Consider the following 23352-nt stretch of genomic DNA (forward strand, 5'->3'; position numbering starts at 1 on the left):
TCCGTGTAGGATCCAAGCGGTTTTGGTTATGCCGATTTTTTAATTTTTTCCCAACGCGGTGAGTTGAGCAATTCAATCCATTTCCGAACCGCTGAAATCGTGATGACGATGGCTAAGATCCCCATTGTGACCGACAGAATCGTATTCAGGATGCTGAAGCCGGCAGAAGCCGGGTTCGCGTAGACATTGGCGACCATCCAGATATCAGCGAACGTCACTGTTACAAGCAGGTAGACAAGCGGAATGAATGTCGTCAAGGCATAGACTTTCTTGTCGGCGATCTTCAGGATGATCGTCGTTCCGATAATTAAGCCGATCGAAGCCATCAATTGATTCGAAACACCGAACAAGGCCCAAATCGAACCGATGTCGCCGGAGAAGAGCAGGTATCCCCAGAAGAACGTACCAAGCGCACTGGCGAAAATAGCACCCGGGATCCAGTCGACCCGTTTTAACGGTTTGTAGAATTCTCCGAAGAAATCTTGAATCAAGTAGCGGGCAACGCGTGTTCCGGCATCAATCGCCGTCAGGATAAAGACCGCTTCAAACAGAATGACGAATTGGAAGAAGAAGCCGGCAATTTCACGGAACCAGGGGATGGCCCGGAAGATGAACGTCATACCGACGGCCAGTGAAACGGCTCCACCGGTCCGTCCGGCGAGATCGAGTCCGATTTCCCGTGATAATTCATCAAGGTAAACGGTGCTCATACCGAGTGTCGCAAAGACTTCCGGTGTCGAATTGATGGCGAAGTAATCTCCGACTTCAAGAGACGTTGCGGCAATCAAAGCCATGACAGCGACGAGACACTCAACAAGCATCGCACCGAAGGCGACCGGTTTGATATCACTCCAACGATTGATCATCTTCGGTGTCGTTCCGGAGCCGACGAAAGCGTGGAAACCGGAAATCGCGCCACAGGCAATCGTGATCGAGATGAATGGCCAGACCGGACCGGCAATGATCGGACCGCCACCGTTGACGAATTTCGTGAACGCCGGGAAACGGATATCCGGATTGATGATGAAGACACCGACGATCAAGGCAAAGAAAACACCGATTTTCATGAAACTTGATAAGTAATCACGCGGTGCAAGCAACAACCAGACCGGCAGTGCTGCAGCGAAGAAGGCATAAATCGGTAACGCAATCGCGAGTTGACGTGACGACAGGTCGAACCATGTTCCGATGAACGTGTCAGTCAACTGGGGACCGAAACCGATTGCAGCAAGAATCAATAGGAAACCGACGACGGAAGCCAAGGCGAGATTGCCGCCTTTTCGTAAATAGATACCGACACCCATGGCAATCGGAATGGTCGAGAAGACAGCGAACGTGCCCCATGGATTATGTTCCAAAGCATGGAGGACGACCATTGAAAGTCCGGCCATCGTAATCGTGATGATGAAGAGCATAGCGAGACCGGCACAAAAACCGGCAACCGGCCCGAGCTCTTTTTTAGCGACTTCCGATAACGACTGCCCATCCTGACGCATGGAAGCAAACAAAACGACCATATCATGGACGGCACCACCGATGACAGCACCGATCAAAAGCCATAAGAGGCCCGGTAAATAACCGAACTGAGCGGCAAGGACAGGACCGACGAGCGGACCGGCAGCGGCGATTGCTGCAAAGTGGTGACCGAACGAAACCCATTTGTTGGTCGGGACGTAATCTTTTCCGTCCGCAAACTTATGGGCCGGTGTTTCCCGGTCCTCTTTAATTTTTAAGACTTTGACAGCCATGAATGTGCCATAGAGACGATAAACGATTAATAAAATACAAATGACGGCAATAACAATAGGTGTAGCGCTCATGCGTGGACCTCCTCATAAACTGGTATGAGAAAAGTGTACTTGATTTGGAAGCGCTTTCTTTTGTTTGTCGGATGAACCGTTCGTTTTGACCGATGACATGTCGAAAAAGAGCGGTGAACGGAAAAAAGAAAGCTCTCAAATCCCGAGAGCTTCCTTTAAGACTTTGACATACGTCCGGCTGACCGGCACATCAATCTGCTGGATCTTGATTGTATAGGCCCCGTTGAACCACGGTTCGATCGCTTCGATGGCTGCCAAATTGACGAGGTAGGAACGATGGACACGAAGAAAGCGGTGACCCGATAATTTTTTTTCGAGTTCCTGCAACGTATCGTTCGACGGATAGGCGTCGGAACGCGTCACAAGCTTCGTTTTTCCGTTTTCCGCGACGATGTAGTCGACATCCTGCGGGGAAAGTAATTTTAACTGATCCCCAGATTCAACGGCCAATCGTTCAATCCGCGGTGTTTTCGGCGCCGGTTTGCGCATGATTTTTTCAATGGCCCGGCTGATCCGTGACGGATCGTAAGGTTTGAGAATGTAATCGTAAGCGTTCAGTTCGAAGGCTTCGAGGGCGTGGGTATCATAGGCGGTGACGAATAAAATCGCAGGTGGGTGCGGCATCGATTGCAGGCGTTTCGCGACATCGAGTCCGCTCCCGTCAATCAGTTCGATATCCAAAAATACGAGATCCGGCTGCAACGTCCGAACGAGTTGCTCGGCTTCACCGACGTGTCCCGTTTCTGCGATGACGTCGAGTCCGGCCCGGACGACATGGTACCGCAACTCGTCCCGGGCAAGCGGCTCATCTTCAATTAGGATCGTGCGCATGGGAAACCTCCTTTCCTGTTTCAATGGGCAGATGGATGGTGATGGTCGTACCTTCTCCCGGTTGACTGGTCAACCGGAACGACCCGTTTTCAGCATACAGACTTTTAATCCGTTCGGCTGTATTGAAAAGAGCAGTGCCGGTACCGTTTGATTCGACGACTTCCCGACCGAGGCGGGTCAGCCGTTCCGCGTCGATCCCGCGTCCGTTATCGACGACTTCCAAAACGAGTTGATCCGCGGTTAACCAGGCCGTGACGCCGACATATCCGGTTTGACCAGGACTAAACGCATGCTGGAAGGCATTTTCGATCAACGGTTGGAGTACGAAAGGCGGAACAAGTAATTGTTCCGTCCCGTCCTCTAAATCAATATCAACGAACGGGCGGCTAGGAAAACGGGCCGCTTCCAGTGAGATGTAGGCTTCGATATGTTCCAGTTCTTTTTGGAGCGGAATTTTCGTCGAGCGGGCACCCTGCAGGTTGCTGCGGAAAAACGTCGACAGTTCGAGCAATAAGGTCCGTGCCTGTTCGACATCTGTCCGACATAACGCGTAAATCGTATTGATGGCATTAAATAAAAAATGCGGATGGATCTGTGCTTCGAGGGCCCGGATTTCAGCATCCTTTAACAGACCGGCTTGCCGCTCGGCTTTCCCGAGGGCGAGTTGGGTCGAGAAGAGCTTGGCCAGTCCTTCGATCAATTCGACTTCGACGGCGTCGAGCAATTCAGGATGAGGATAATACACTTTGAGTGTCCCGATTGTCGTTTCGCCGATTGTTAACGGAGCAATGATGCCCGCCTGTAACGGGCAATCTGCTTTTGGACAACCGATCTCATCCCGATCGGTGACAAGCCTCAGTTGTCCGTCTGTCAAAACATGCTCCGTCGGACGGGTCGTCCAGTGCCCGCCGGATTGGTGATGGTCACTGCCGACACCGATATGTGCCAAAATGACTGATTGATCCGTCAAGGAGACCGCATCGGCGCGTGTCTGTTGTAATAAAATATCTGCCACGGCTTCCGCGGTTTGGATAGTTAAGCCGCGTGTCAAATGAGGTAAGGTCAAATCCGCGATATGCAGGGACCGTTCCGCTTCACGGGCCCGAACGTGTTCCTCTTCCCGCGCGGCGAGACGGATGATCGATAAGAACAGCCAGACGCCGAGGACGTTGACGACGGTCATCGGAAGAAAGATGAACTGGATCAGTTCGAGGGCGGCCGGGAACGGGTCGGAAAACAGAAGAATCAATGACATTTCGAAAACCATTAAAAAACCCGTCAGGCAAATCGGCAGTAATGCCTGACTGCCGAGACGGTCGCGCCAGTAGGGACGGAGTAATCCACTGACACCGCCTGCGACGACGGTCGAGAGGGCGCAGGCGAAAGCGGTAAACCCGCCAAGTGTATAGCGGTGAATCCCAACGAGGAGACCGGTGATCGTTCCACCGATCGGACCGGCGAGCAATCCGCTGATGACGACAATCATCGTCCGTGTGTTGGCGATTGCTGATGTACCGTCAACCTGTTCGAGCCAAGTGTGCGGTAAGAACTTGGCTAAATCGACCTTGACTCCCGTGTAATTACTCAAAATCCCATAGGTGGCGAAAATTAGAATCAGCAACCCAAACTGCCAGCCGGCTTCCGGCTGTTTCAGTAAACGCCGCGTCGGTCCCCACTGGGCGAGGATGAACGCTAAAATGATCATGATGCCGAGCCGTTCCAGTAAAAAGGGTATGAGTTCAAACATGACATCCCTCCATTCGTCCTAAGTGTAAACGTTACCGAAAAGGAGGACAACGAAAAAAACTCCAACCGATCCGAAGATCGTCTGGAGTTTCGTTAGTTATTATTGAGCATCTTTATCGAATGTAATTCGAGCGATCGCATCATGCTGGTGAATCGTTTCTTCGTTACGGCATTCGACGAAGAACGATGCAATCGGGTCCATTTCGTAAAGGTCGGCAGCGATTAAGCGCACCATATCTTCTACGAAACGCGGGTTTTCATAAGCCATCTCTGTAACACGCTTCTCATCCGGACGTTTCAGGACCGGGTGCAGAGGTGCTGATGCATTGGATTCCGCTGCATCAAGAAGTTCCTGTTTCCAGTTGAAATCATCGGCTTCATCGCGTAATGAAGCTTCCATTGTCACGTAACCGCGTTGGTTATGTGCACTGTATTCGCTGATTTCTTTTGAACATGGGCAGAGTGTCGTGACGTTGATTGTCAGACCGACTGATAAAGTTGCTTCGTTTGTTTCTGTGTTGACGCTGACCGTCTGCCAGACTTCCGCGTTCATCAATCCGCTGAGTCCTGTTGCCGGCGCTTTGCGTGTGAAGAACCATGGGTAACGGATTGTCAGTTGTCCTTCGGATTGTTCCATGCGCTCCGCCAGTTCGCGGGCGAACTGGATGAGTGATTCGTTTGTGACGACCCAACCTTCGTTGTGGTACTGATCCAGTTGTTCCGTCAAACGGCTCATATTGATCCCTTTACGGTCCTGGACAAGTGAAGTCGAAAGTTCAAATGTCGCAATCGTTGCTTGTGTTGTTTCGCCGTCTTGAATGACGACCGGGTGTTTGACGTTTGAGATTCCTACAGCATCGAGTGCGAAGAGGAAGTTCTTCGGTGTGTTCTGCAAGTCGATCATTTTATCTTTTTCAGTCGGCTTCGTTCCTTTAATAGGAGGAACAGAGCCAAACAGCTTGTGGCGCTCTTCTTTGGTTGGCAGTGTAACCGGGTAGGTAGACATTCGTATCGGCCCCTTTGTCCTTTTGTAGTAGTGCAAGTAGTAATAACATGACAGGAATGCTAGAGACGAGCAAGTCTGGTGATTCCGTGAATGTGTTGTCGCGACGTATCGTTGCTATGAATTTTATCACGAACCTTCCTAAAAACAAAACTTACAAGACTCGGAAGAAACAGTTTACGTATTTACAGGTATAACTTGCTTGCAATCGGGTATATTATCATATAGTATGTGTTCATGTGAACGTGTAAATGACGTATCTAATGAAAATTGATTTTCAATGAAAAATCGTAAACAGGAAGGAATGAAGTAGATGGATTGGCAGTTAGTACTTCAATATGCCTGGGTTGTCCTCGTCTTAATCGCGTTAGAAGGACTCCTTTCGGCAGATAACGCACTCGTCTTGGCCGTCATGGTAAAACATTTACCGGGCGAGCAGCAGAAAAAGGCTTTATTTTATGGATTAGCAGGAGCATTCGTTCTTCGATTTGCAGCATTGTTCGCAATCTCATTCCTCGTCGATATCTGGCAGATCCAAGCACTTGGTGCCGCCTACCTGTTAATTATGGGACTCCGGCATATTTATAAGACAATCAAAGCCCGGCGAATCGGTGAGAATCATGGTGCGGAAAATGAACTCGACGCAGAACCGAAATCAGATGAGCCGGTTTCCAGAGCCGAATTTTGGAAAACAGTCGCGAAGATTGAATTCGCTGACCTCGCGTTTGCCGTCGACTCGATTTTGGCAGCCGTCGCACTTGCCGTTGCGCTCCCAAACTGGGGAACAGGTGAAATTGGTGGCTTGAACACCGGTCACTTCGTCGTCATTTTGACAGGTGGACTGATGGGTGTCGTCCTGATGCGTTTTGCAGCCCGCGTCTTCGTTAAGTTACTGGCGGAACGTCCGGGTCTTGAAACAGCAGCATTCGCCATCGTTGCCTGGGTCGGTGTAAAACTTGCGGTTCTCGCACTCGAACACCCGAAATACCATGCATCAATCGAAGGCACGATTTTCGAAGCATTGAAACTTCCAGAAGGATTCGCACACAGCACACCGTGGCAGATCTTCTTCTGGATCGTCATGGTGGGTCTCGCACTTTGGGGCTGGTTCTCTTCTCCAAAGACGAAATCAAATCCCGATGCTGAAAAGAAAGTCGAAAAAAATCTGTAATCTTCATCAGGCTCTCCTTCCGGGGGAGTCTTTTTTTGTCTAATCATCCGGAAGTTCGGGTAAAAAGAACAGTCAGATTCAAGTGTTCAGTCTTTTGCTTTTAGATAAGCGGCCTTATAATAAACTTACTGAACAAAAAGGGGATTCGTTTTTATGGATATTGGATTAATTACACAGTATGCGACGGTTGGACTTGTTTTAATCATCTTACAAGGTCTACTGTCAGCCGATAACGCCATGGTCATGGCTGTTCTCGTGCGTCCGTTACCGGACGATCAACGTAAAAAAGCACTGTTTTATGGATTGATCGGAGCACTTGTCCTGCGTTTCGTCGCGATTTTCTTTGCGTCGTACTTAGCGACGATTTGGGAGTTGCAGGCGCTCGGCGCAATTTATCTGTTCTATGTGGCGTTCAAGGGGATTGTCGAAGCCCGTTCGAACAAACATCAGATTCCGGAGTCCGCTTCTGCTAAAAAAGCATCACCGAATTTCTGGTGGACAGTCGTCAAAGTCGAATTCTCCGACTTGGCGTTTGCGGTCGATTCAACGCTTGCAGCCGTTGCGATGGCAACGACGTTACCGATGATTGGCGGAACAATTGGCGGTTTGAACACAGGACAATTCTGGGTTGTCTTCTTCAGCGGAATCATCGGACTTGTCATCATGCGTTACTTTGCCAGCTGGTTTGTTGTCTTGTTACAAAAACGACCAGGTATCGAAGAAGCGGCCTTTTGGCTTGTTGCCTGGGTCGGCGTCAAGTTGGTCGTTATGACGCTTGCGCATCCGTCGATTCACGTCTTACCGCATGAATTTCCGGAAAGTACGCTTTGGCAGACGATTTTCTGGGTCGTCCTCGCCTTGATTTTAGTACTCGGTTGGTTCAGAAGCGGTCCGAAAACAGACAAATAATAATTCGAAACGGACAGGGTCATCATTCCTCTGTCCGTTTTTTATGAGGAGAGATGACAATGCAAAACGGTAATTTTATTCGTATGCTGACACGGATGCAAAATGTCCCGCGCTGGGATGAATACGCACCACGTTTTCCAGATAATGCGGCAAGTCACAGCTTCCGCGTCGCGTTATTCAGTTTGATGGCGAGTTATCTTGAAGAAGAGGCGACAGACATCAAATACGATCGGTTGACGTTACTCGGGAAAGCCCTGTTCCACGATATGAATGAGGTCATCACAGGACCGATTAAACACCGGACAAAAAAAGAACCGACCTTGCATGCGCACATCCAGGCGATGGAGCGGCAGGCGAGTGAAAAACTCGTAGCGTTGCTGTCGAAGTCCCTTCAACCGGATTTTACGAATTATCTGGTGTTCGCAGAAGACGACTCGCCGGAAGGACAGCTTGTCGAAGCGATTGATACATTTGATGCGATGTTGTTTGCGAAGAGGGAAGCGGAAGTAACGGGATCCGCATTTTTCCTTGCGAAGACGAATGAGCTCAAAGCGGCACTCGAAATCCATCCGTCGCCTGCCATCCGGACGTTAACCGCATCAGTTTGGGCAAAAGATGATATGTCGCGTTTCATCGATAACGTCTTGATGATGGATACGATCCGCCGCTGGAAAGGGCGCTTCAATACGATTGACGACAATGATGCAACCCATGCGTTTCGTGCGGCGTCACTCGGATTGTTCAACGGCTTGATTGAGTCCAAAAAGTACGGAGTCAACATCAATACGGCAGAAGTCGTATCGCGTCTGTTGTGTCATGACCTGGTTGAAGGGACAACAGGCGATGTCCTCGGTCCCGTCAAGCATGCGACGCCGGTCACGGCAGCGGCTTTTGAAGCCTATGAGCGAACGGAAGGCGAAGCGTTGATTAATCTGTTGCCGTCTTCAATGCGAAAAGAATTTCATCGGTTCGTCGTCGAAGCGAAAGACGAGACGTACGAAGGACAGATGGTTGATGTCGTCGATAAGCTCGATGCGTTGATCAAGATGAATATGGAACGGAAATTGAATGGTGTGGAATATGAGACCGGTTACCGGGCGCAGTTGAAGAAAGTCCAAACGGTCTATGAAAATCCATCCGTCGTCTTTTTCCTGGCGTATGTCTTGCACGATTTGGATTATGTGACATCTTAAATAAAGGAGGAAAATCATGACGAACACTTCACCGATTCAAACGAAACGATTGACTCTAATCCTGATTTTAGGATCACTCGCCGCACTCGGTCCACTGTCGATTGACATGTATTTACCGGCATTTCCCGATATGTCGCGTTCATTTGGCGCCAGTGCTTCCTCGATTCAACTCAGCTTGACGGCCTGTATGCTCGGGATGGCACTCGGGCAGATCATCGTCGGTCCGCTCAGTGATGTCCGGGGACGGAAACGTCCGTTGCTCCTGGCGTTATCTGCGTATTTACTGGCATCACTTGCCTGTGCCTTTGCGCCAACGATTGAAGTGCTGATTGCACTGCGGTTTGTCCAAGGCGCAGCCGGTGCATCGGGGATCGTCATTTCACGGGCGATTGTCCGCGATTTATTCGAAGGACCCGAACTGACGAAGTTTTTTGCGGCATTATCACTGGTCAACGGAACGGCACCGATTCTGGCACCGATCATCGGCGGACAGATTTTACGGTTCGGCGATTGGCGTATCGTCTTTTATCTGCTGGCCGTCTTAAGTACGTTAATGCTGATTGCCGTTGCATTCCGCTTGCCGGAAACCCTGCCCGTCCATCACCGGGTCGAAGGGAATTTGAAGACAACATTTCAAACGTTCGGACGGCTGTTATCGGACCGGACCTTCATCGGGTATGCCTTTGCCCAAGCCTTTGCGATGGGCGCGATGTTCGCTTATATTTCCGGTTCCCCATTCGTCTTACAAAACATTTACGGCGCGAGTCCGCAACAATTCAGTTTCCTGTTTGGTCTGAACGGCATCGGAATTATTTTGGCAGCGCAAACTGCCGGACGATTGGCCGGACGCGTCGACAGTGAAAAGATGATGCGGATTGCCTTGACGGTCGTCGCTATGGCCGGAATCTGTCTGTTTCTTGCCCTGACGTTATCTGATTCCTTGATTCTCGTCATGATTCCGCTGTTCTTCGTCGTCTCGAGTGTCGGGATGATTTCGACGCTCGGTTTTACCTTGGCAATGCAGAATTATGGTTCGACAGCAGGAAGTGCGTCCGCGTTGCTCGGTTTGTTACCGATGCTTGTCGGCTCACTTGTCTCACCGCTTGTCGGCGTGATGGGGGAAGAGTCGGCGTTACCGATGGGCTTGATCATCATGACGCTCGACTGCTTGTCACTGCTCATCTATACATTACTGATTGTGCGCAGAAAACAGGAATAAAGAAAGCAGTTCAACAAAAGGTTGTTTCAAAAAAATCACTCGTTCTTTCACGCCCTTTCCTCAGGCGAGACACAAGCCAGTTTTCCTGCCTCACTCAGGCAGGGAACCGGGTCTTGTTTGTCTCTGACAGCGCAAGCCAGCTTGCGCTTTTTCCTGTAGGAGTGGCGTGAAACGAGTGATTTTTTATGAGATAAGGCTGACTTTAGAGTCAGTCATTTTTTTGATAAAGGATATGGACGCAGAAGAAAAAATGTAAAAAAATCAGTCATTTTGAAACTATTTCCAAAAATAAACCGTAAATAAAGAAGAGCTCAGCACAGAAGAGAGGAGCAGTCGGATGAAAAAACGATCTTTTTCAGATACACGGCCGGTATCTGAATCAAATAATCCCCGGACACTCGAAAGTTTGCTCGCGCGGCATTACGCGGCACAAAAAAAGTATGCCCGCCGGTATCAGGAAACAGACAGTCCACGGGAGAAAGAATTAGCCGAATTGTTATATGAAGAAAATCGACATGCGTATCTTCAAGCCTATCGGCAACTGTATGGATCGAATCCGTTTATCGAGGTGACCGAAGATGGACGTTAGTACGCTTTATCTGTATGCACTTGCCGCTGCTGCCTGCGGCGTTTTATTGTCTGTCGTCTTTTCCGATTTGATTCCGGGCATCGATCAAATCTTTCATCCGACGTTAATCCTGTCCTTTGTCATTTTGACATCCGCTTTCGGATTCGGACTGGAACACCTGACGTCACTCGGTTCGCTTGTGATTTTGCTGATCAGTGCCGGTATCAGTCTCATCTTGACGTCTTTGTTGCACTTATTTATTTTTGTTCCGCTTGCGAAAGCGGAGCAGTCCATCAGTTTTTCGGAACAGACGCTTGAAGGACGCAGTGCCATTGTCATCCTCCCGATTCCGGAAGCCGGTTACGGGGAAATTCTCGTCGACGATGTGTCGGGACGGATTGCCAAATCCGCCGTTCTTTTTGAAGGTCCGGCGTTGGAACAAGGAACAAAAGTGATCATCATTGAAATCAAACAAGGCGTGGCCCATGTCATGACCTACCCTACACAGTGGAAAGAGGAGATGTTTTCATGAATCCGATTATTATCGTAGCAATCATAGCCGGCGCACTGATCTTAGCGCTGATCGCCTTATTCGTAACGAAGTACCGCACAGTCGGACCGGAAGAAGCATTAATCGTTTCTGGGAGTTATCTCGGGAACAGTCCGACCGTCAACACGGATGAATCCGGCAACCGGGTCAAAATCATTCGCGGCGGAGGAGCGTTCATCTTACCTGTCTTTCAACAAGCATCCCCGCTCAGCCTGCTGTCAAGCAAGCTCGAAGTAACGACGCCGGAAGTTTATACGGAGCAGGGGGTTCCGGTCATGGCAGACGGGACAGCAATCATCAAAATCGGCAGTTCGATTTCCGAAATTGCGACAGCAGCCGAACAATTCCTTGGTAAATCCAAAGAAGACCGAGAAGGAGAAGCACGGGAAGTCCTTGAAGGGCACCTGCGTTCGATTCTTGGTTCGATGACAGTCGAAGAAATTTACAAAAACCGTGATAAATTCTCACAGGAAGTGCAACGGGTCGCATCACAGGATTTAGCGAAAATGGGACTGATCATCGTCTCGTTCACCATCAAAGACGTCCGCGATAAAAACGGTTATTTGGAATCACTCGGGAAACCGCGGATTGCCCAAGTCCGCCGCGATGCTGATATCGCAACAGCCGATGCAGAAAAAGAAACACGGATTAAACGGGCAGAAGCCTCAAAAGATGCAAAAAAAGCTGAACTGGAACGGGCGACGGAAATTGCGGAAGCGGAAAAGGAAAACCAGCTGAAGATGGCAGATTACCGCCGTGAGCAGGATATCGCAAAAGCAAAAGCCGACCAAGCGTATGATCTTGAGAATGCCCGCGCTCAGCAGGAAGTCACAGAACAACAAATGCAGATCAAAATCATCGAACGTCAGAAACAAATTGAACTCGAAGAACGCGAAATTCTCCGCCGTGAGAAACAATACGATGCGGAAGTTAAAAAACGGGCCGACGCCGACCGTTACTCCATCGAGCAGGCGGCCCAGGCCGACCGTGCGAAGCAATATGCGGAAGCCGATGCAACGAAATACCGGATTGAAGCGTCCGCAAAAGCCGACGCTGAACGAATTCGTCTTGATGGTCTGGCCAAAGCGGAAGCGGAGCGGGCACAAGGGGAAACAGAAGCCGATATCATCCGTCTGAAAGGTCTTGCAGAGGCCGAAGCAAAAGAAAAAATCGCGCAAGCGTTCGAACAGTTTGGACAAGCGGCGATTCTCGATATGGTCGTCCGGATGATGCCGGAATATGCGAAACAAGTCGCAGCACCACTAGGCAACATTGACAAGATTACGGTCGTCGATACGGGAAGCGGCGAGGGCGGCGGTGCAAACCGGGTGACCGGATACGCCACCGACTTGATGGCCTCGTTACAGGAGACGCTTAAAGCGTCATCCGGCATCGATGTGAAAGACTTGATTGAAAACTTCTCGGGTAAAGGAACGGCGAAACCATTGACGGTCAACTTGAATCAAGGAGAGCCGGTCGCTTCGGGAACGAAGTCTGAATGAAACCGAACGTTGTCTTGCCGGTGCTGTTCCTGCTGGTCATCGTAAATCTCGTTGCCCCGCTGTCGACGCTTTTCCTCGTAGCAATCGCTTCGGCGTTCGGGCTGTATAAAGGTTATACATCAGAGGACGGAATCCAGAACACCTTTAACGTCAAGCGGGTTTCCTATTCACTTCGCCATCCGCTGACGCGGGCGGAAGCGCTGGCTGCCGGTCTGATCGGTCTGTTGACAATAGATCTTCCCTACTTGTGGAACGGAGCCCGGACAGGACTGTCCTTGCAAGACGTCGGCTATTTGTTCTTTGAACTGGTGACGTTGCTCTTGTTTGTCTATGTGTTGTTCCGCTTTTTGATACTCGGGCTTTTTAAATCGGGAACAGAGCGGACACCGTATGCATCGAGACGATAAAACAGTGAAATGACAGGTTTTAAAAGTAAAAAAATCCGGATGATCCAACCTTTCCTGATCAAGAAGAGGGGGGATCATTCGGATTTTTTTAGTGTAAATAAAATCAAGTGGCTGTCAGGCCGGTAAATCATAGCCGATGACGATTAATCCGGGACCAGTGTGAGAACCGATCGCCGCTCCGGCAATCGTAATCAAGACTTCACTCGGTGAGAATTGGGCTTCGATCAACTGTTTCAGTTGTTCCGCCCGTTCGATTGAATCCCCGTGACCAATGATGATCCGGTGTCCATCAATCGACGGACGTGCTTCTTCCATCCATTCGACAATCCGGTTCATGACTTTTTTCTGACCGCGGATTTTTTCTTTTGGAATCAGTTTCCCGTCTTCGACCGTCAAGAGCGGCAGAATCGACAGTAAACCACCGATGAAGGCGCTGGCTCGTGAAACACGGCCGCCCCGCATCAGGTATTCGAGCGATTCGACCGTAAACAAATGACGGACGGTATTGATTTTTTGTTCGGCATACGCTTTTGTTTCTTCGAAGGTATGTGTCTTTGAAAACTCAGCGACGTCGAGCACAAACAGCCCTTGACCGGTCGAGGCGGTTTTCGTATTGATGATCGCATACGGGACATCCGGATACGTATCCGCGAGCTCCGCTGCAAGCATCGTTGCGGTTTGATACGTACCGGACAGTTCGCTTGAGAAAGCCAGATAGAGGAACGGTTCCCCTTGTTTGAAATGTTCTGTAAAGACTTCGACCATCCGTGACACTTCGACCTGGAACGTCTTTGGGGCCGCCCCGTTCCGCATTTTTTCATATAATTCGACCGGTGAAATCGATTCGCCGTCGAAAAATGTTTCTTCGTCAATCAACACGCCGAACGGCATCACCGTGAAGCCGTACGCGTCGAGTAATTCTTTTGGTGCATCGGCACCGCTGTCTGTAATAAAACGTACCATGTTCGTTCTCTCCTTTATCAACCTAGGACTTTTTCATTTCGATCCAACATCCGACCCAGGTTTACACCGAAGCGTTCGTTCTCAAGCTCGCTCAAGACGGATGGCGTGAGTGTCGCGCCAAGTTCCATCAAGGAGCGGTAGACACGCACCAAGCAGTCTTCGACCGTCAAAGGACGTTGCAACAACTCTTCCAAAGAAGCCATTGTTTCCGGAACGACTGTCGGATACACGAACTTGGTCGTTTCTCCTTGTAAGGCCGCTGTATAAAAATCACGGACCAGCTGTGCCCGGCGGCTGCCGCTTCCGGTCACACAGAGATAAATTTGAACGGCGACGCCGCCACGGACCCGCCGCTGTGAAATCCCGGCAAACTTTTTGCCGGCAATCGATAAATCATACGATCCCGGACAATAAGATCCGACGACTTCGCCGGCATTGATAGCATCGGTCTCTTCGGCGAACATCCGACGGACAAGTGCGAGCATCGCTTCATAACCGCTGTCGATATCGATTCCGCCGCGTTCCGGAAGGACAAGCGAGATGTTCAGAACACCGCCATCAAGGACAACGGCAAGCCCGCCGGAATTGCGGATGACCGGCTGGAAACCATGGGCGTGTAAGACGTCGATTCCTTCATCAAGGTGAGGGAGGCGTGCATCCTGAATTCCGAGAACCACCGTTTCATGATGGACCCAAGAGCGGATGGCGGCACCCTCTGTAGCGACGGAGGCGCATAAAGTATCGTCCATTGCAAAAGACTGTGTCGCATGAAAGGTGTTTCCGAGTGACGTTTGATCAAAAATACGATAATGTTCTTGTTTTAAGAGTTCGATTCCCATAGGCTCGTTCCTTTTTTTCTAGATTTGCGACATTATTATAGCATACGGCAGTGCAAACTTTTTAATAAGAAGCCAGTGAAGCAACAGGAACGGACCGTTTCAAACCGAACTATGAACTATAACGACAGAGAACGAGCCATTAAAGGAGAGAGTGTATGTATCAGTCACTGGGACAACTAAAGGAAACGAAAGTATTCAAAGATCCCGTTCATCGCTACATCTATGTCAGCGATCAATTGATCTGGCAATTGATTGGAACGAAGGAATTTCAGCGTTTGCGCCGGATCAAACAACTGGGAACGTCATTTTTGACATTTCATGGAGCGGAGCATACACGGTTCCATCATTCGCTTGGTGTATATGAGATTACCCGGCAACTGATTGACGTCTTTAACGGCCGGGCGGACTGGGACGACCAGTACCGGGAGCTGACATTGGTCGCGGCCCTGTTACACGACGTCGGGCACGGACCGTTCTCCCATGCTTTCGAAAACGTCTTTGGTGTCGATCATGAAGAATGGACGGAACGGATCATTCTCGGGGATACGGAAATCAAACAGGTCCTCGATCAAGTCGGGGAAGGGTTTGCGGAAGAAGTCGCCTCGATCATCAATAAAACGCATCCGAATCAATTGCTCGTGACGATGATTAGTTCCCAACTTGATGTCGACCGGATGGATTACTTATTGCGGGATGCCCATTTTGCCGGTGTCAGCTACGGAAAGTTTGACCTCGAACGGATGCTGCGTGTCCTGCGTCCGGCACCGAATCAGATGGTCGTCAAGCAATCCGGGATGCATTCAATCGAAGACTACATCATGCGTCGTTATCAGATGTACTGGCAGGTCTATCTCCATCCGGTCACACGGTCGAGCGACTATTTATTAAAAGCGATTCTTGAACGGGCAAAAGAACTGTATACGAGCGGGTACGCGTTTACGATTGATCCGGTTCATTTAAGTCCGCTCTTTACGAAGCGGATGTCTTTAAAAAATTATCTGGCTCTCGACGAAACCATCGTCTATTTCTACTTCCAACAGTGGGCGGAAGAAGAGGATGCGGTGTTAAGTGATCTGGCACGACGGTTCGTTGACCGGAAATTATTCAAATACGTCGATTATCCGGCAGAAAAACGTGCCCGTGTCCACGAGAAACTCTGTACGTTATTTGAAAAAATCGGGCTCGATCCCACTTATTATCTGCTCGAAGACAAGCTCAGCCGTCTGCCGTACGACTTATACGGTGATAACGGGGAAATCAGTAAACAACCGATCATGCTGCAAATGAAAAATGGTCAGATGAAAGAGATTTCGCAAGTTTCACCGCTTGTTCAAGCGATTGCCAATTCACGGCAAACGGATGAAAAGTTGTTTTATCCGCAAGAAATTCTGCATGATTTACGGGAATTTGCGAATGAGAAGATGCAAATCGATCAATTGTTACTCGGAGAAGACGTATGAATGAGATCATCGCAACGATTTTGCGGCGAGTCGGCTTGGAAGGGGAACCGGTTATTCCCTTAAAGGGAGCGACTTCCTCGTACGTATTCCGAGCGGGCGATAGCGTTTTTCGAATTCATACCAATGCTACCTGGCTTAAACAGGAACCGGACCTCGTCGCGCACGAGGTCTTTGCGTTACAGGCGAACGGAAGTCTCGGTCCGGATGTCGAACATTATCAAATGACGCGGGAAGGGGAGATACCGCCCTGGATTCAAATGACGCGTGTACCGGGAGAGGTCCGGCTTGAGCCCTTAAATCGAACCTATCTCAAACAACTGGCAAAAACGTTAGCTGCGATTCACCGATTGCCGGTCCCGGAAGACCGGTATCGGTATGCACCGTACGCGACGAAACGAACGGTTCCTTCGTGGGGAGTCCGAAAAGACGTCTGGCGACGGGCCACGGCAGAACCACCGTCCGCGAGTCAGCAAATCCGGTTCATTCACCGTGATTTCCATCCGGTCAATGTGTTATACGAATCAGCTGAAAAGTATAACGTAGTCGACTGGATTAACGCCTGTATCGGACCCATTGAAGTCGACGTCGCCCATTGCCGATTGAATCTGGCATTGCTTGAATCGATCGAAGCAGCCGATCAATTTTTAGCAGAATATATTGCCTGCAGTGGATTTTCGTACGATCGAAAATGGGATTTAACCGCTGTTTTTGATTTTGAACCGGACACCGTCGATGTTTATACCGGTTGGAAAGCATATGGGAAGACGAACATCAGTCAGGGCAATGTTCGGGAACGGATGGAAAACATTGTATTGAAAGTTTATGAAAATGACGAAAGCGGTTACTAAATGAACTTTACCCCTTGCAGTTCTTCCGAATGTTGATTATTCTAGTACTTGGGAAAGAGATTGAACGTCAGACCTCGTACTTATGTACAACTGATAAAATAAACTATGGATTGAGGGATAGTTCGTGAAATATTTAATCGCACTACTAGGACTTGTCATCGTGTTCGGTTTGGCATACCTTGTCAGCAGCAACCGTAAAGGCATCAAATTGAAACCGCTTGCGGTCATGCTAGTACTTCAGCTTGTACTTGGATACATCCTCTTGAATACGTCGTTCGGATATATCGTCATTAAAGGTGTCGCTCAAGTCTTTGAGAAATTGCTTAGTTATGCCGCAATCGGAATCAACTTCGTCTTCGGCGGATTAGCGAACGAAGGTGCACAGCCATTCTTCATCAACGTCCTGTTACCAATCGTTTTCATCTCGGCTCTGATCGGGATTTTACAGTTCACGAAAATCTTACCGCTCTTGATGCGCGGAATCGGGTTTGTTCTTTCGAAAATCAACGGAATGGGACAACTCGAGTCATATAATGCCGTAGCATCAGCAGCCATCGGTCAATCGGAAGTCTTCATCACTGTAAAAAAACAAATCGGTAAATTACCGCCGCAACGTCTATACACATTGTGTGCGTCGGCGATGTCGACGGTATCGATGTCAATCGTTGGAGCATACATGACGATGGTCGAACCGAAATATGTCGTTACAGCAATCGTCTTGAACCTGTTTGGTGGATTCATGATCGTTTCAATCATCAACCCGTATACAGTCGATCCAAAGGAAGACATTTTGGAAATCGTCGAAGAAAAACAAACGTTCTTCGAAATGCTCGGCGAATACATCATGGATGGATTCAAAGTCGCCATCATCGTCGGAGCGATGTTGATCGGGTACAATGCCTTGATCGGAATGGTCAACGATATCTTCCTGATGGTGCTCGGCATCTCATTCCAGGATATTCTCGGTTATATCTTCGCACCGTTTGCTTTCATCATGGGGATTCCATGGGCAGAAGCGGTCAGTGCCGGTAGTGTCATGGCAACGAAATTGATTACAAACGAATTCGTCGCGATGCTCAGCCTGCCTGAATATGCAAAAGAATTCTCAGCACGGACACTTGGAATCGTTTCGGTCTTCCTGATTTCATTCGCGAACTTCTCGTCGATCGGGATCATCGCGGGTGCTGTCAAAGGACTCGACGATCGTCAAGGAAGTGTTGCAGCGAGCTTCGGCTTGAAACTGCTTTACGGCGCAACACTCGTCAGCGTCTTGACGGCAATCGTCGTCAGTATCTTACTCTAAATCGCATACGAATGATGGACACGTCATTTCTAAAAAAGCAGGACCTGATTTTTAATCGGGTCCTGCTTTGTGTTTCTGCTATGTTTAGCCGCGTGAAGCGATGCCGACCCGTTCGCGATGGAACAAGCCTTCCTCGTAAACGTCGTAGGCGAAGCGGGCGACATTGACGCGGGGGATTGGACCGGTTTCATGCGTGAATCGATTGGATTCAATCAAGACGTCCTCGATTGCATCTTCTTCAACGAGTTGTGTCGGGCAAATGATCGTATAGTCGACATCCGCATCCTTTAACGTCAAGTAGGCTTTCAGATGATCTTCTGCCGCAATCGTCGAGCGGCGACGGGATTCACTCGCCTGGAACCGGTATTTTCCCGGCTCTTCCGAAGCATCAAGGATGCCGGCTGTCCCGACGAAGACAATTCGTTCGATCTGCTGTTCTTTCATCTTCGTGACGAGATGCGGTACAGCGACCGAAAGAATCTGTTTTTGATCCGTTCCTAAACAACTGAAGACGGCAGTCGTTCCTTCGATAACCTGTCCGAGATCGTCTGCATCCGTTGCATCCCCTTGAAGGATTGTCAATTGGGGATGGTCCGGCAGTCCATGCTGTTCCGATCGAACGAGGGCCCGGACGTCATGACCTTTCTCTAGTAATAAATCCAGTAAAGGGCGTCCTGTACGTCCTGTTGCGCCAAGTATGCTTACTGTTGCCATGATGCTTCATCCTTTCTGTGATACGTATATGGAACAGGAGGAACGATGGATTAGATCATTCCTCCTGAAGAGTGTTTATTTGTCAGAAAACATGACGCCGGCTTGACCGTAATCGGTTTTTTCCATCTCTTCGATGAAAACGGTGATATTTTCTTTTGGTGCATCGACGGATTCAGAAACGGCCGCTGTGACTTTCTCGATCAACGCGCGTTTTTGTTCCACCGTGCGTCCGGCTAACATTTTTACGGTAACGTAAGGCATGTAAAATTCCTCCTTCTGGCATAAGTACAATACGCCATCAGTATACCGTACGTCACCCGGGTTCCGTCAAACCGCACATGGAAATTGGAAAAGATGGGTATAGAACAGGAGTAGTCTGTCGGAAGCAAGAAGTAGGTACTTAAGAAATGATGAGGATGAGGTGAGAGCATGGAAATGGAACCGGTGATTCGTAAAAAAATCCATACGCTACTGATTTTTGACCGCGCTTTACCAGAAGACAACACATACCCGTTATCAGGCGCAAAAGGTCTCGAAGTCGCAGATGTTTTGTTTGATCAAAATATTCCGTTTGGACGGCTCGTAACGGATAAGGAATTGGCAGCGCTTGTCGGAAATGAAGAAGCAAAACGCTACGGGATGTTGACGTTGCTTCGGGATGAGGACCGCTTCAAACCGATTTTTCAAAATCGTAAACCGACACCTGACATCGAAGACGAGTTGGCAGAGCGGATTCGGGAACTGGCCAAGCAATTACGGGCGATTCGTTCGAAATGTTCATCACTGGAGCGGATTGTTCTGTTCGGTCGTGCCTCGCAAACATTGTATGACCGGGCATTGGTGCAACTGGAAGAGCTGAATCCACCCGCTCACGAAGAACTCACGTCCCTCGAATGTCTGCGGTTACCAACGATCCGTCGTGTCACCCGGGAGCAGCTCGAGATACTCAAACGGTAAACGAAGGCTTGCACCGACTGTTGGATGCGGTATGATAGAAGCAACAGTAGTAAAAGGGGACAAGTAAACGATGGAAAAGAAAATTAACTTCAATATCATTTCAGATAACTCAACGGACGGGCATGGTGGATTTGGTGTCGGAACACTTAGTCTGAACAGCATGTCACCGGTCATCATCTCGCCGGAAGACGGTGAAGCCTATATTGATATGGGTGCGATGCATGCGAAGGCAGCCATCGAGAAACGGATTAAATTCACGACAGACAAGGCGGATTCACCAAACGGAAAGCTGTACTGGATCGTTTGGGTGACGGTTGGCCGGAAACCGGAAGGATTTTATTACGGTGGCGTCGCAGCATGTGACCTGTTAGTTGATGTCGAAGCACGACGCGGCTTTAAGATTTTAGCAGATCATGTCAATAAGATGGATAAATCGTTAAAAGGACGGATTGTCGTCGATCATATGGACGAGACATCGAAACACTTGTTGCGTGATTTCCTGCAGACACACAAACCGGAGATGTGGGAAAACGCCGAGCCAGAATTACATGAAGCACTCGCTTAAAAAAAGTGCCGACTCTGTAAAAGAGTTGGCACTTTTTTTATGAATCATGTACGTAACGTCACGACGATCAACTCGGGGTGATTAAAGATCCGGAACGGAAATAAACTGTTACCGAGGCCGCGGCTGATGATCAGCCGTGTATTCTCCATCGTATGTTGTCCTGCGGTCAGATCAGGGGAAAACCCTTGACCGGGGGCATACATCCCGTCCGTGAACGGCAGGCGGATCTGTCCGCCGTGGGCATGGCCGGACAATACGAGATCCACCTTGCGTTCCGCATATAACGGCAAATATTCCGGACGATGCGCCATCAACAGCTGGAAGGCACGGGTCTCGGCAGTCGACTGGGCTTGATCGAGACTTTGACGGATACCATCCGGCTCCTGTAGTCCTTCACTCCAACGGGTCGTCGTCGGATCATCGATTCCAAGCAACTCAATGAACTGCCCGTTTTGCTCGAGTGAAACGGATGTATTTCGAAGAACGGTTACCCCAAGCTGTTCCAGTTTCGGTAAAATCGTTAAGTTCAGACGGACTTCATGATTTCCCGTCACGAAATAGACCGGATAATCGGGTGTCAGCTGCTTCATCAGCAGGAGTGCTTCTTCTTCTCCGTTTCGTCGCGAGTCAATTAAGTCTCCCGTCATCAGGATGACATCAGGTTGCAGTTTACGGACTTTTTTCAGGAGACGCTGTTGTTTCGAGCCAAATGATTTTCCGTGCAGATCAGCAATTTGGACAATTTTATAGTCATTAAACGCAGCCGGTAGTTTCTCCGATTGAATCGTGACTGCGGTCGTGTCGATTTGATTGTTTTCCCGGTACAAAAACCAGCTGCTGAGAGCGAGAATACCGATGGGAATGAACCATTTTTTCTTAACGCGCATATCCTCACCCCTTTTCTTTTACTCAGCATACCAAAAAGACCCTGTCTTCCGCTCGAGGGAAGACAGGGTCTAACTGCATTCAGGCTTCTTTTTTTACATCATCAGCTACTTTGGCAGCATCCGGTTCATCGGAAAGATCCGTGAACAGGGCGATTACCATCATCCCGACGACGAAGACGAACGGGAAGGCGGCAAGGACGGCTGCAGCCTGCAAGGCACTGAGTCCACCGGCGTACAGCAGAACGGCCGCGATGGACGACTGAATGATCCCCCACGTCATTTTAATCCGGAGACTCGGCAACAGACTGCCGCCGGAAGACAACATTCCGAGGACGTACGTCGCTGAATCGGCAGATGTGATGAAGAAGGTCGTAATCAAGAAGACGGCAATGATGCTGAGGAAGGTCCCGAGACCACCGAATGTTTCAAACAGAGCAAACATCCCGGTTTCGACCCCTTTATCGTTGACCGTCGAGATGAGATCGACGTTATTAAACAATTCGTTCCAAATCGCTGATCCACCGAAAACGGAGAACCAGAGTAGACCAAAAATCGTCGGGACTAACATGATTCCAAGTACGAATTCGCGGATCGTCCGTCCTTTCGAGACACGGGCGATGAATGTTCCGACGAATGGAGACCAGGAAATCCACCAGGCCCAATAGAAAATCGTCCAGTCATTGATCCATCCCCGTTCATCGGGATTAAAGGCGGATGCCCGGAAACTCATGACCGGAAGGTTTTGCAAGTATGCGCCTGTTGTTTGGACGAACAGGTCCATGATGAAGCTAAACGGTCCGAGGAACAGGACACCAATCATCAACAATGTAGCAAGAACGATGTTGGCGTTACTTAACCGCACAATTCCTTTATCAAGACCGGAAGCGGCACTCATCATGTAGAGAACGGATACGACCAAAATGATGATTAACTGAGTGAAGAAAGAGTTTGGAATACCGTCGGCGAGAAAGTGAAGACCACCGGAAATTTGTTGGGCACCAAGTCCGAGTGACGTGGCAACACCAAACGCGGTCGCGACAATCGCAAGAACTTCAACCGTTCCTTTACCGGCGGCTTCATATTTCGGTTTCATCAATGAAGCAACGGTATCTCCAATCGTCGCCGGACGTCCTTTACGGAATGTCGAATAGGCGATTGCAAGACCAACGATGGCATAAAGCGCCCATGGATGAAGCCCCCAATGGAAGAAGGAGTAACGCATGGCAAGACGCGCAGCTTCCGTCGGATCATCGGTTGCGACCGGCGGCGTATGGAAGTGCGTCAACGGTTCCGAGACACCCCAGAAGACAAGACCAATTCCCATACCGGCACTAAACAGCATGGCGAACCAAGAAATTAAACCGTATTCCGGACGGTCCGAATCTTTACCGAGTCGGATTGAACCAAAGCGGGAAAATATGAGGAAGATGGCAATTAACAAAAAGGCACTCATTCCAAGGAGATATAACCACCCAAAACCGTTTGAGACAAAGTTTTGGGCAATGCCCGTGACATTTCCAAGATTTGCGGCACCAATGAGTGATTCAGGCAAGATTCCCCATATGGTAAAGAGCACACAGAAAATGACGGAGACAATAAAGACATTTGTAATCTTACTTTTTCGAGTATTTTCCATCGTGTTCAACACCTTCTTTCGAATTTTACATGTAATTTTGTAATCCGTTTAGACAACGACATTAGTAATACCCGTGTCATTTGAAAACAAAACCTTATCACGCAAGTTTCAACCGTAACAAAGATGAACAGGACTGGCAAACGAAAATGGGTAATGATGGGAAAAGAAGATGTAATGATAAAAGCGATGTGACCTGGGAAAATCCTGGAATGACGGGTCTGAATGGGTGCAATAGAAGAAATGAAATCAATTGAATTATTT

General features: G+C 49.2%; 23 protein-coding genes. 13 read left to right on the forward strand and 10 right to left on the reverse strand.

Annotated features, from left to right (window positions below):
- Positions 1-26: 26 nt before the first annotated feature.
- The 4 genes from N7U64_RS12630 to folE2 all read right to left on the reverse strand — a co-directional run bounded on the left by N7U64_RS12630 (position 27) and on the right by folE2 (position 5403).
- The gene (locus N7U64_RS12630) at positions 27-1820 is read right to left on the reverse strand and encodes a carbon starvation protein A (protein ID WP_131503255.1); all 1794 of its coding nucleotides are present in this window, start codon (positions 1818-1820) and stop codon (positions 27-29) included.
- Between the two features lie 135 nt (positions 1821-1955).
- Entirely contained in the window at positions 1956-2651 is a 696-nt protein-coding gene (locus N7U64_RS12635) for a LytR/AlgR family response regulator transcription factor (RefSeq protein WP_131503256.1), read from the reverse strand.
- Entirely contained in the window at positions 2632-4398 is a 1767-nt protein-coding gene (locus tag N7U64_RS12640) for a LytS/YhcK type 5TM receptor domain-containing protein (protein WP_290829163.1), read from the reverse strand. The genes N7U64_RS12635 and N7U64_RS12640 overlap by 20 nt, the downstream gene beginning before the upstream one ends.
- A gap of 99 nt (positions 4399-4497) precedes the next feature.
- Entirely contained in the window at positions 4498-5403 is a 906-nt protein-coding gene (folE2, locus tag N7U64_RS12645) for a GTP cyclohydrolase FolE2 (RefSeq protein ID WP_012369140.1), read from the reverse strand.
- A gap of 310 nt (positions 5404-5713) precedes the next feature.
- Here folE2 and N7U64_RS12650 point away from each other — a divergent pair, with 310 nt between their 5' ends.
- The 8 genes from N7U64_RS12650 (at position 5714) to N7U64_RS12685 (ending at position 12919) form a co-directional block, all read left to right on the forward strand.
- The gene (locus N7U64_RS12650) at positions 5714-6571 is read left to right on the forward strand and encodes a TerC family protein (RefSeq protein ID WP_318929971.1); all 858 of its coding nucleotides are present in this window, start codon (positions 5714-5716) and stop codon (positions 6569-6571) included.
- Between the two features lie 153 nt (positions 6572-6724).
- Positions 6725-7480, forward strand: a complete 756-nt coding sequence (locus N7U64_RS12655; protein ID WP_012369142.1) for a TerC family protein — start codon at positions 6725-6727, stop codon at positions 7478-7480.
- 59 nt (positions 7481-7539) lie between these two features.
- The gene (locus N7U64_RS12660; RefSeq protein WP_012369143.1) at positions 7540-8673 is read left to right on the forward strand and encodes a YfbR-like 5'-deoxynucleotidase; all 1134 of its coding nucleotides are present in this window, start codon (positions 7540-7542) and stop codon (positions 8671-8673) included.
- A gap of 16 nt (positions 8674-8689) precedes the next feature.
- Complete coding sequence (locus tag N7U64_RS12665; protein WP_318929972.1) at positions 8690-9892, forward strand: Bcr/CflA family multidrug efflux MFS transporter; 1203 nt, start codon at positions 8690-8692, stop codon at positions 9890-9892.
- Positions 9893-10229: 337 nt separating this feature from the next.
- The gene (locus N7U64_RS12670; protein WP_318929973.1) at positions 10230-10481 is read left to right on the forward strand and encodes a hypothetical protein; all 252 of its coding nucleotides are present in this window, start codon (positions 10230-10232) and stop codon (positions 10479-10481) included.
- Positions 10471-10992 carry an NfeD family protein gene (locus N7U64_RS12675; RefSeq protein WP_290829176.1) on the forward strand — a complete coding sequence of 174 codons (522 nt, stop codon included), beginning with the start codon at positions 10471-10473 and terminating at the stop codon, positions 10990-10992. Before N7U64_RS12670 ends, N7U64_RS12675 begins: the two co-directional genes overlap by 11 nt.
- Positions 10989-12512, forward strand: coding sequence for a flotillin family protein (locus N7U64_RS12680; protein WP_318929974.1), 1524 nt, complete (start codon positions 10989-10991; stop codon positions 12510-12512). The genes N7U64_RS12675 and N7U64_RS12680 overlap by 4 nt, the downstream gene beginning before the upstream one ends.
- Positions 12509-12919: a hypothetical protein gene (locus tag N7U64_RS12685; protein WP_318929975.1), complete on the forward strand. Its 411-nt coding sequence runs from the start codon at positions 12509-12511 to the stop codon at positions 12917-12919. The genes N7U64_RS12680 and N7U64_RS12685 overlap by 4 nt, the downstream gene beginning before the upstream one ends.
- A 114-nt stretch (positions 12920-13033) precedes the next feature.
- Here N7U64_RS12685 and N7U64_RS12690 read toward each other — a convergent pair whose 3' ends face one another.
- Both N7U64_RS12690 and N7U64_RS12695 read right to left on the reverse strand, forming a co-directional pair.
- A complete protein-coding gene (locus N7U64_RS12690; protein WP_290829181.1) occupies positions 13034-13882 on the reverse strand; it encodes a DegV family protein in 849 nt (282 codons plus the stop codon).
- A gap of 17 nt (positions 13883-13899) precedes the next feature.
- On the reverse strand, positions 13900-14721 hold the full coding sequence (locus N7U64_RS12695; protein WP_318929976.1) for a biotin/lipoate A/B protein ligase family protein: 822 nt from the start codon (positions 14719-14721) through the stop codon (positions 13900-13902).
- Positions 14722-14876: 155 nt separating this feature from the next.
- Here N7U64_RS12695 and N7U64_RS12700 point away from each other — a divergent pair, with 155 nt between their 5' ends.
- The 3 genes from N7U64_RS12700 to N7U64_RS12710 all read left to right on the forward strand — a co-directional run bounded on the left by N7U64_RS12700 (position 14877) and on the right by N7U64_RS12710 (position 18332).
- Positions 14877-16181, forward strand: coding sequence for an HD domain-containing protein (locus N7U64_RS12700; protein WP_290829185.1), 1305 nt, complete (start codon positions 14877-14879; stop codon positions 16179-16181).
- A complete protein-coding gene (locus N7U64_RS12705; RefSeq protein ID WP_318929977.1) occupies positions 16178-17029 on the forward strand; it encodes an aminoglycoside phosphotransferase family protein in 852 nt (283 codons plus the stop codon). Before N7U64_RS12700 ends, N7U64_RS12705 begins: the two co-directional genes overlap by 4 nt.
- Positions 17030-17153: 124 nt before the next feature.
- A complete protein-coding gene (locus tag N7U64_RS12710; protein WP_318091227.1) occupies positions 17154-18332 on the forward strand; it encodes a NupC/NupG family nucleoside CNT transporter in 1179 nt (392 codons plus the stop codon).
- 84 nt (positions 18333-18416) lie between these two features.
- On the opposite strand, the gene N7U64_RS12715 is transcribed toward N7U64_RS12710, so the two are convergent.
- Together N7U64_RS12715 and N7U64_RS12720 are read right to left on the reverse strand one after the other, a co-directional pair.
- On the reverse strand, positions 18417-19046 hold the full coding sequence (locus N7U64_RS12715) for an NAD(P)-dependent oxidoreductase (protein ID WP_318929978.1): 630 nt from the start codon (positions 19044-19046) through the stop codon (positions 18417-18419).
- A 75-nt stretch (positions 19047-19121) separates the two neighbouring features.
- Positions 19122-19337 carry a 2-hydroxymuconate tautomerase gene (locus N7U64_RS12720; RefSeq protein ID WP_261966348.1) on the reverse strand — a complete coding sequence of 72 codons (216 nt, stop codon included), beginning with the start codon at positions 19335-19337 and terminating at the stop codon, positions 19122-19124.
- Between the two features lie 138 nt (positions 19338-19475).
- Here N7U64_RS12720 and N7U64_RS12725 point away from each other — a divergent pair, with 138 nt between their 5' ends.
- A complete protein-coding gene (locus tag N7U64_RS12725) occupies positions 19476-20003 on the forward strand; it encodes a hypothetical protein (protein WP_214767068.1) in 528 nt (175 codons plus the stop codon).
- A 70-nt stretch (positions 20004-20073) separates the two neighbouring features.
- On the forward strand, positions 20074-20568 hold the full coding sequence (locus N7U64_RS12730; protein WP_012369156.1) for a YwhD family protein: 495 nt from the start codon (positions 20074-20076) through the stop codon (positions 20566-20568).
- 44 nt (positions 20569-20612) lie between these two features.
- Here N7U64_RS12730 and N7U64_RS12735 read toward each other — a convergent pair whose 3' ends face one another.
- The gene (locus tag N7U64_RS12735; protein ID WP_318929979.1) at positions 20613-21455 is read right to left on the reverse strand and encodes a metallophosphoesterase; all 843 of its coding nucleotides are present in this window, start codon (positions 21453-21455) and stop codon (positions 20613-20615) included.
- Between the two features lie 79 nt (positions 21456-21534).
- Positions 21535-23091, reverse strand: coding sequence for a BCCT family transporter (locus tag N7U64_RS12740; protein ID WP_318929980.1), 1557 nt, complete (start codon positions 23089-23091; stop codon positions 21535-21537).
- Positions 23092-23352 lie beyond the last annotated feature (261 nt).

This window comes from Exiguobacterium sp. K1 (assembly GCF_033721435.1).
GTDB lineage: Bacteria > Bacillota > Bacilli > Exiguobacteriales > Exiguobacteriaceae > Exiguobacterium_A > Exiguobacterium_A artemiae.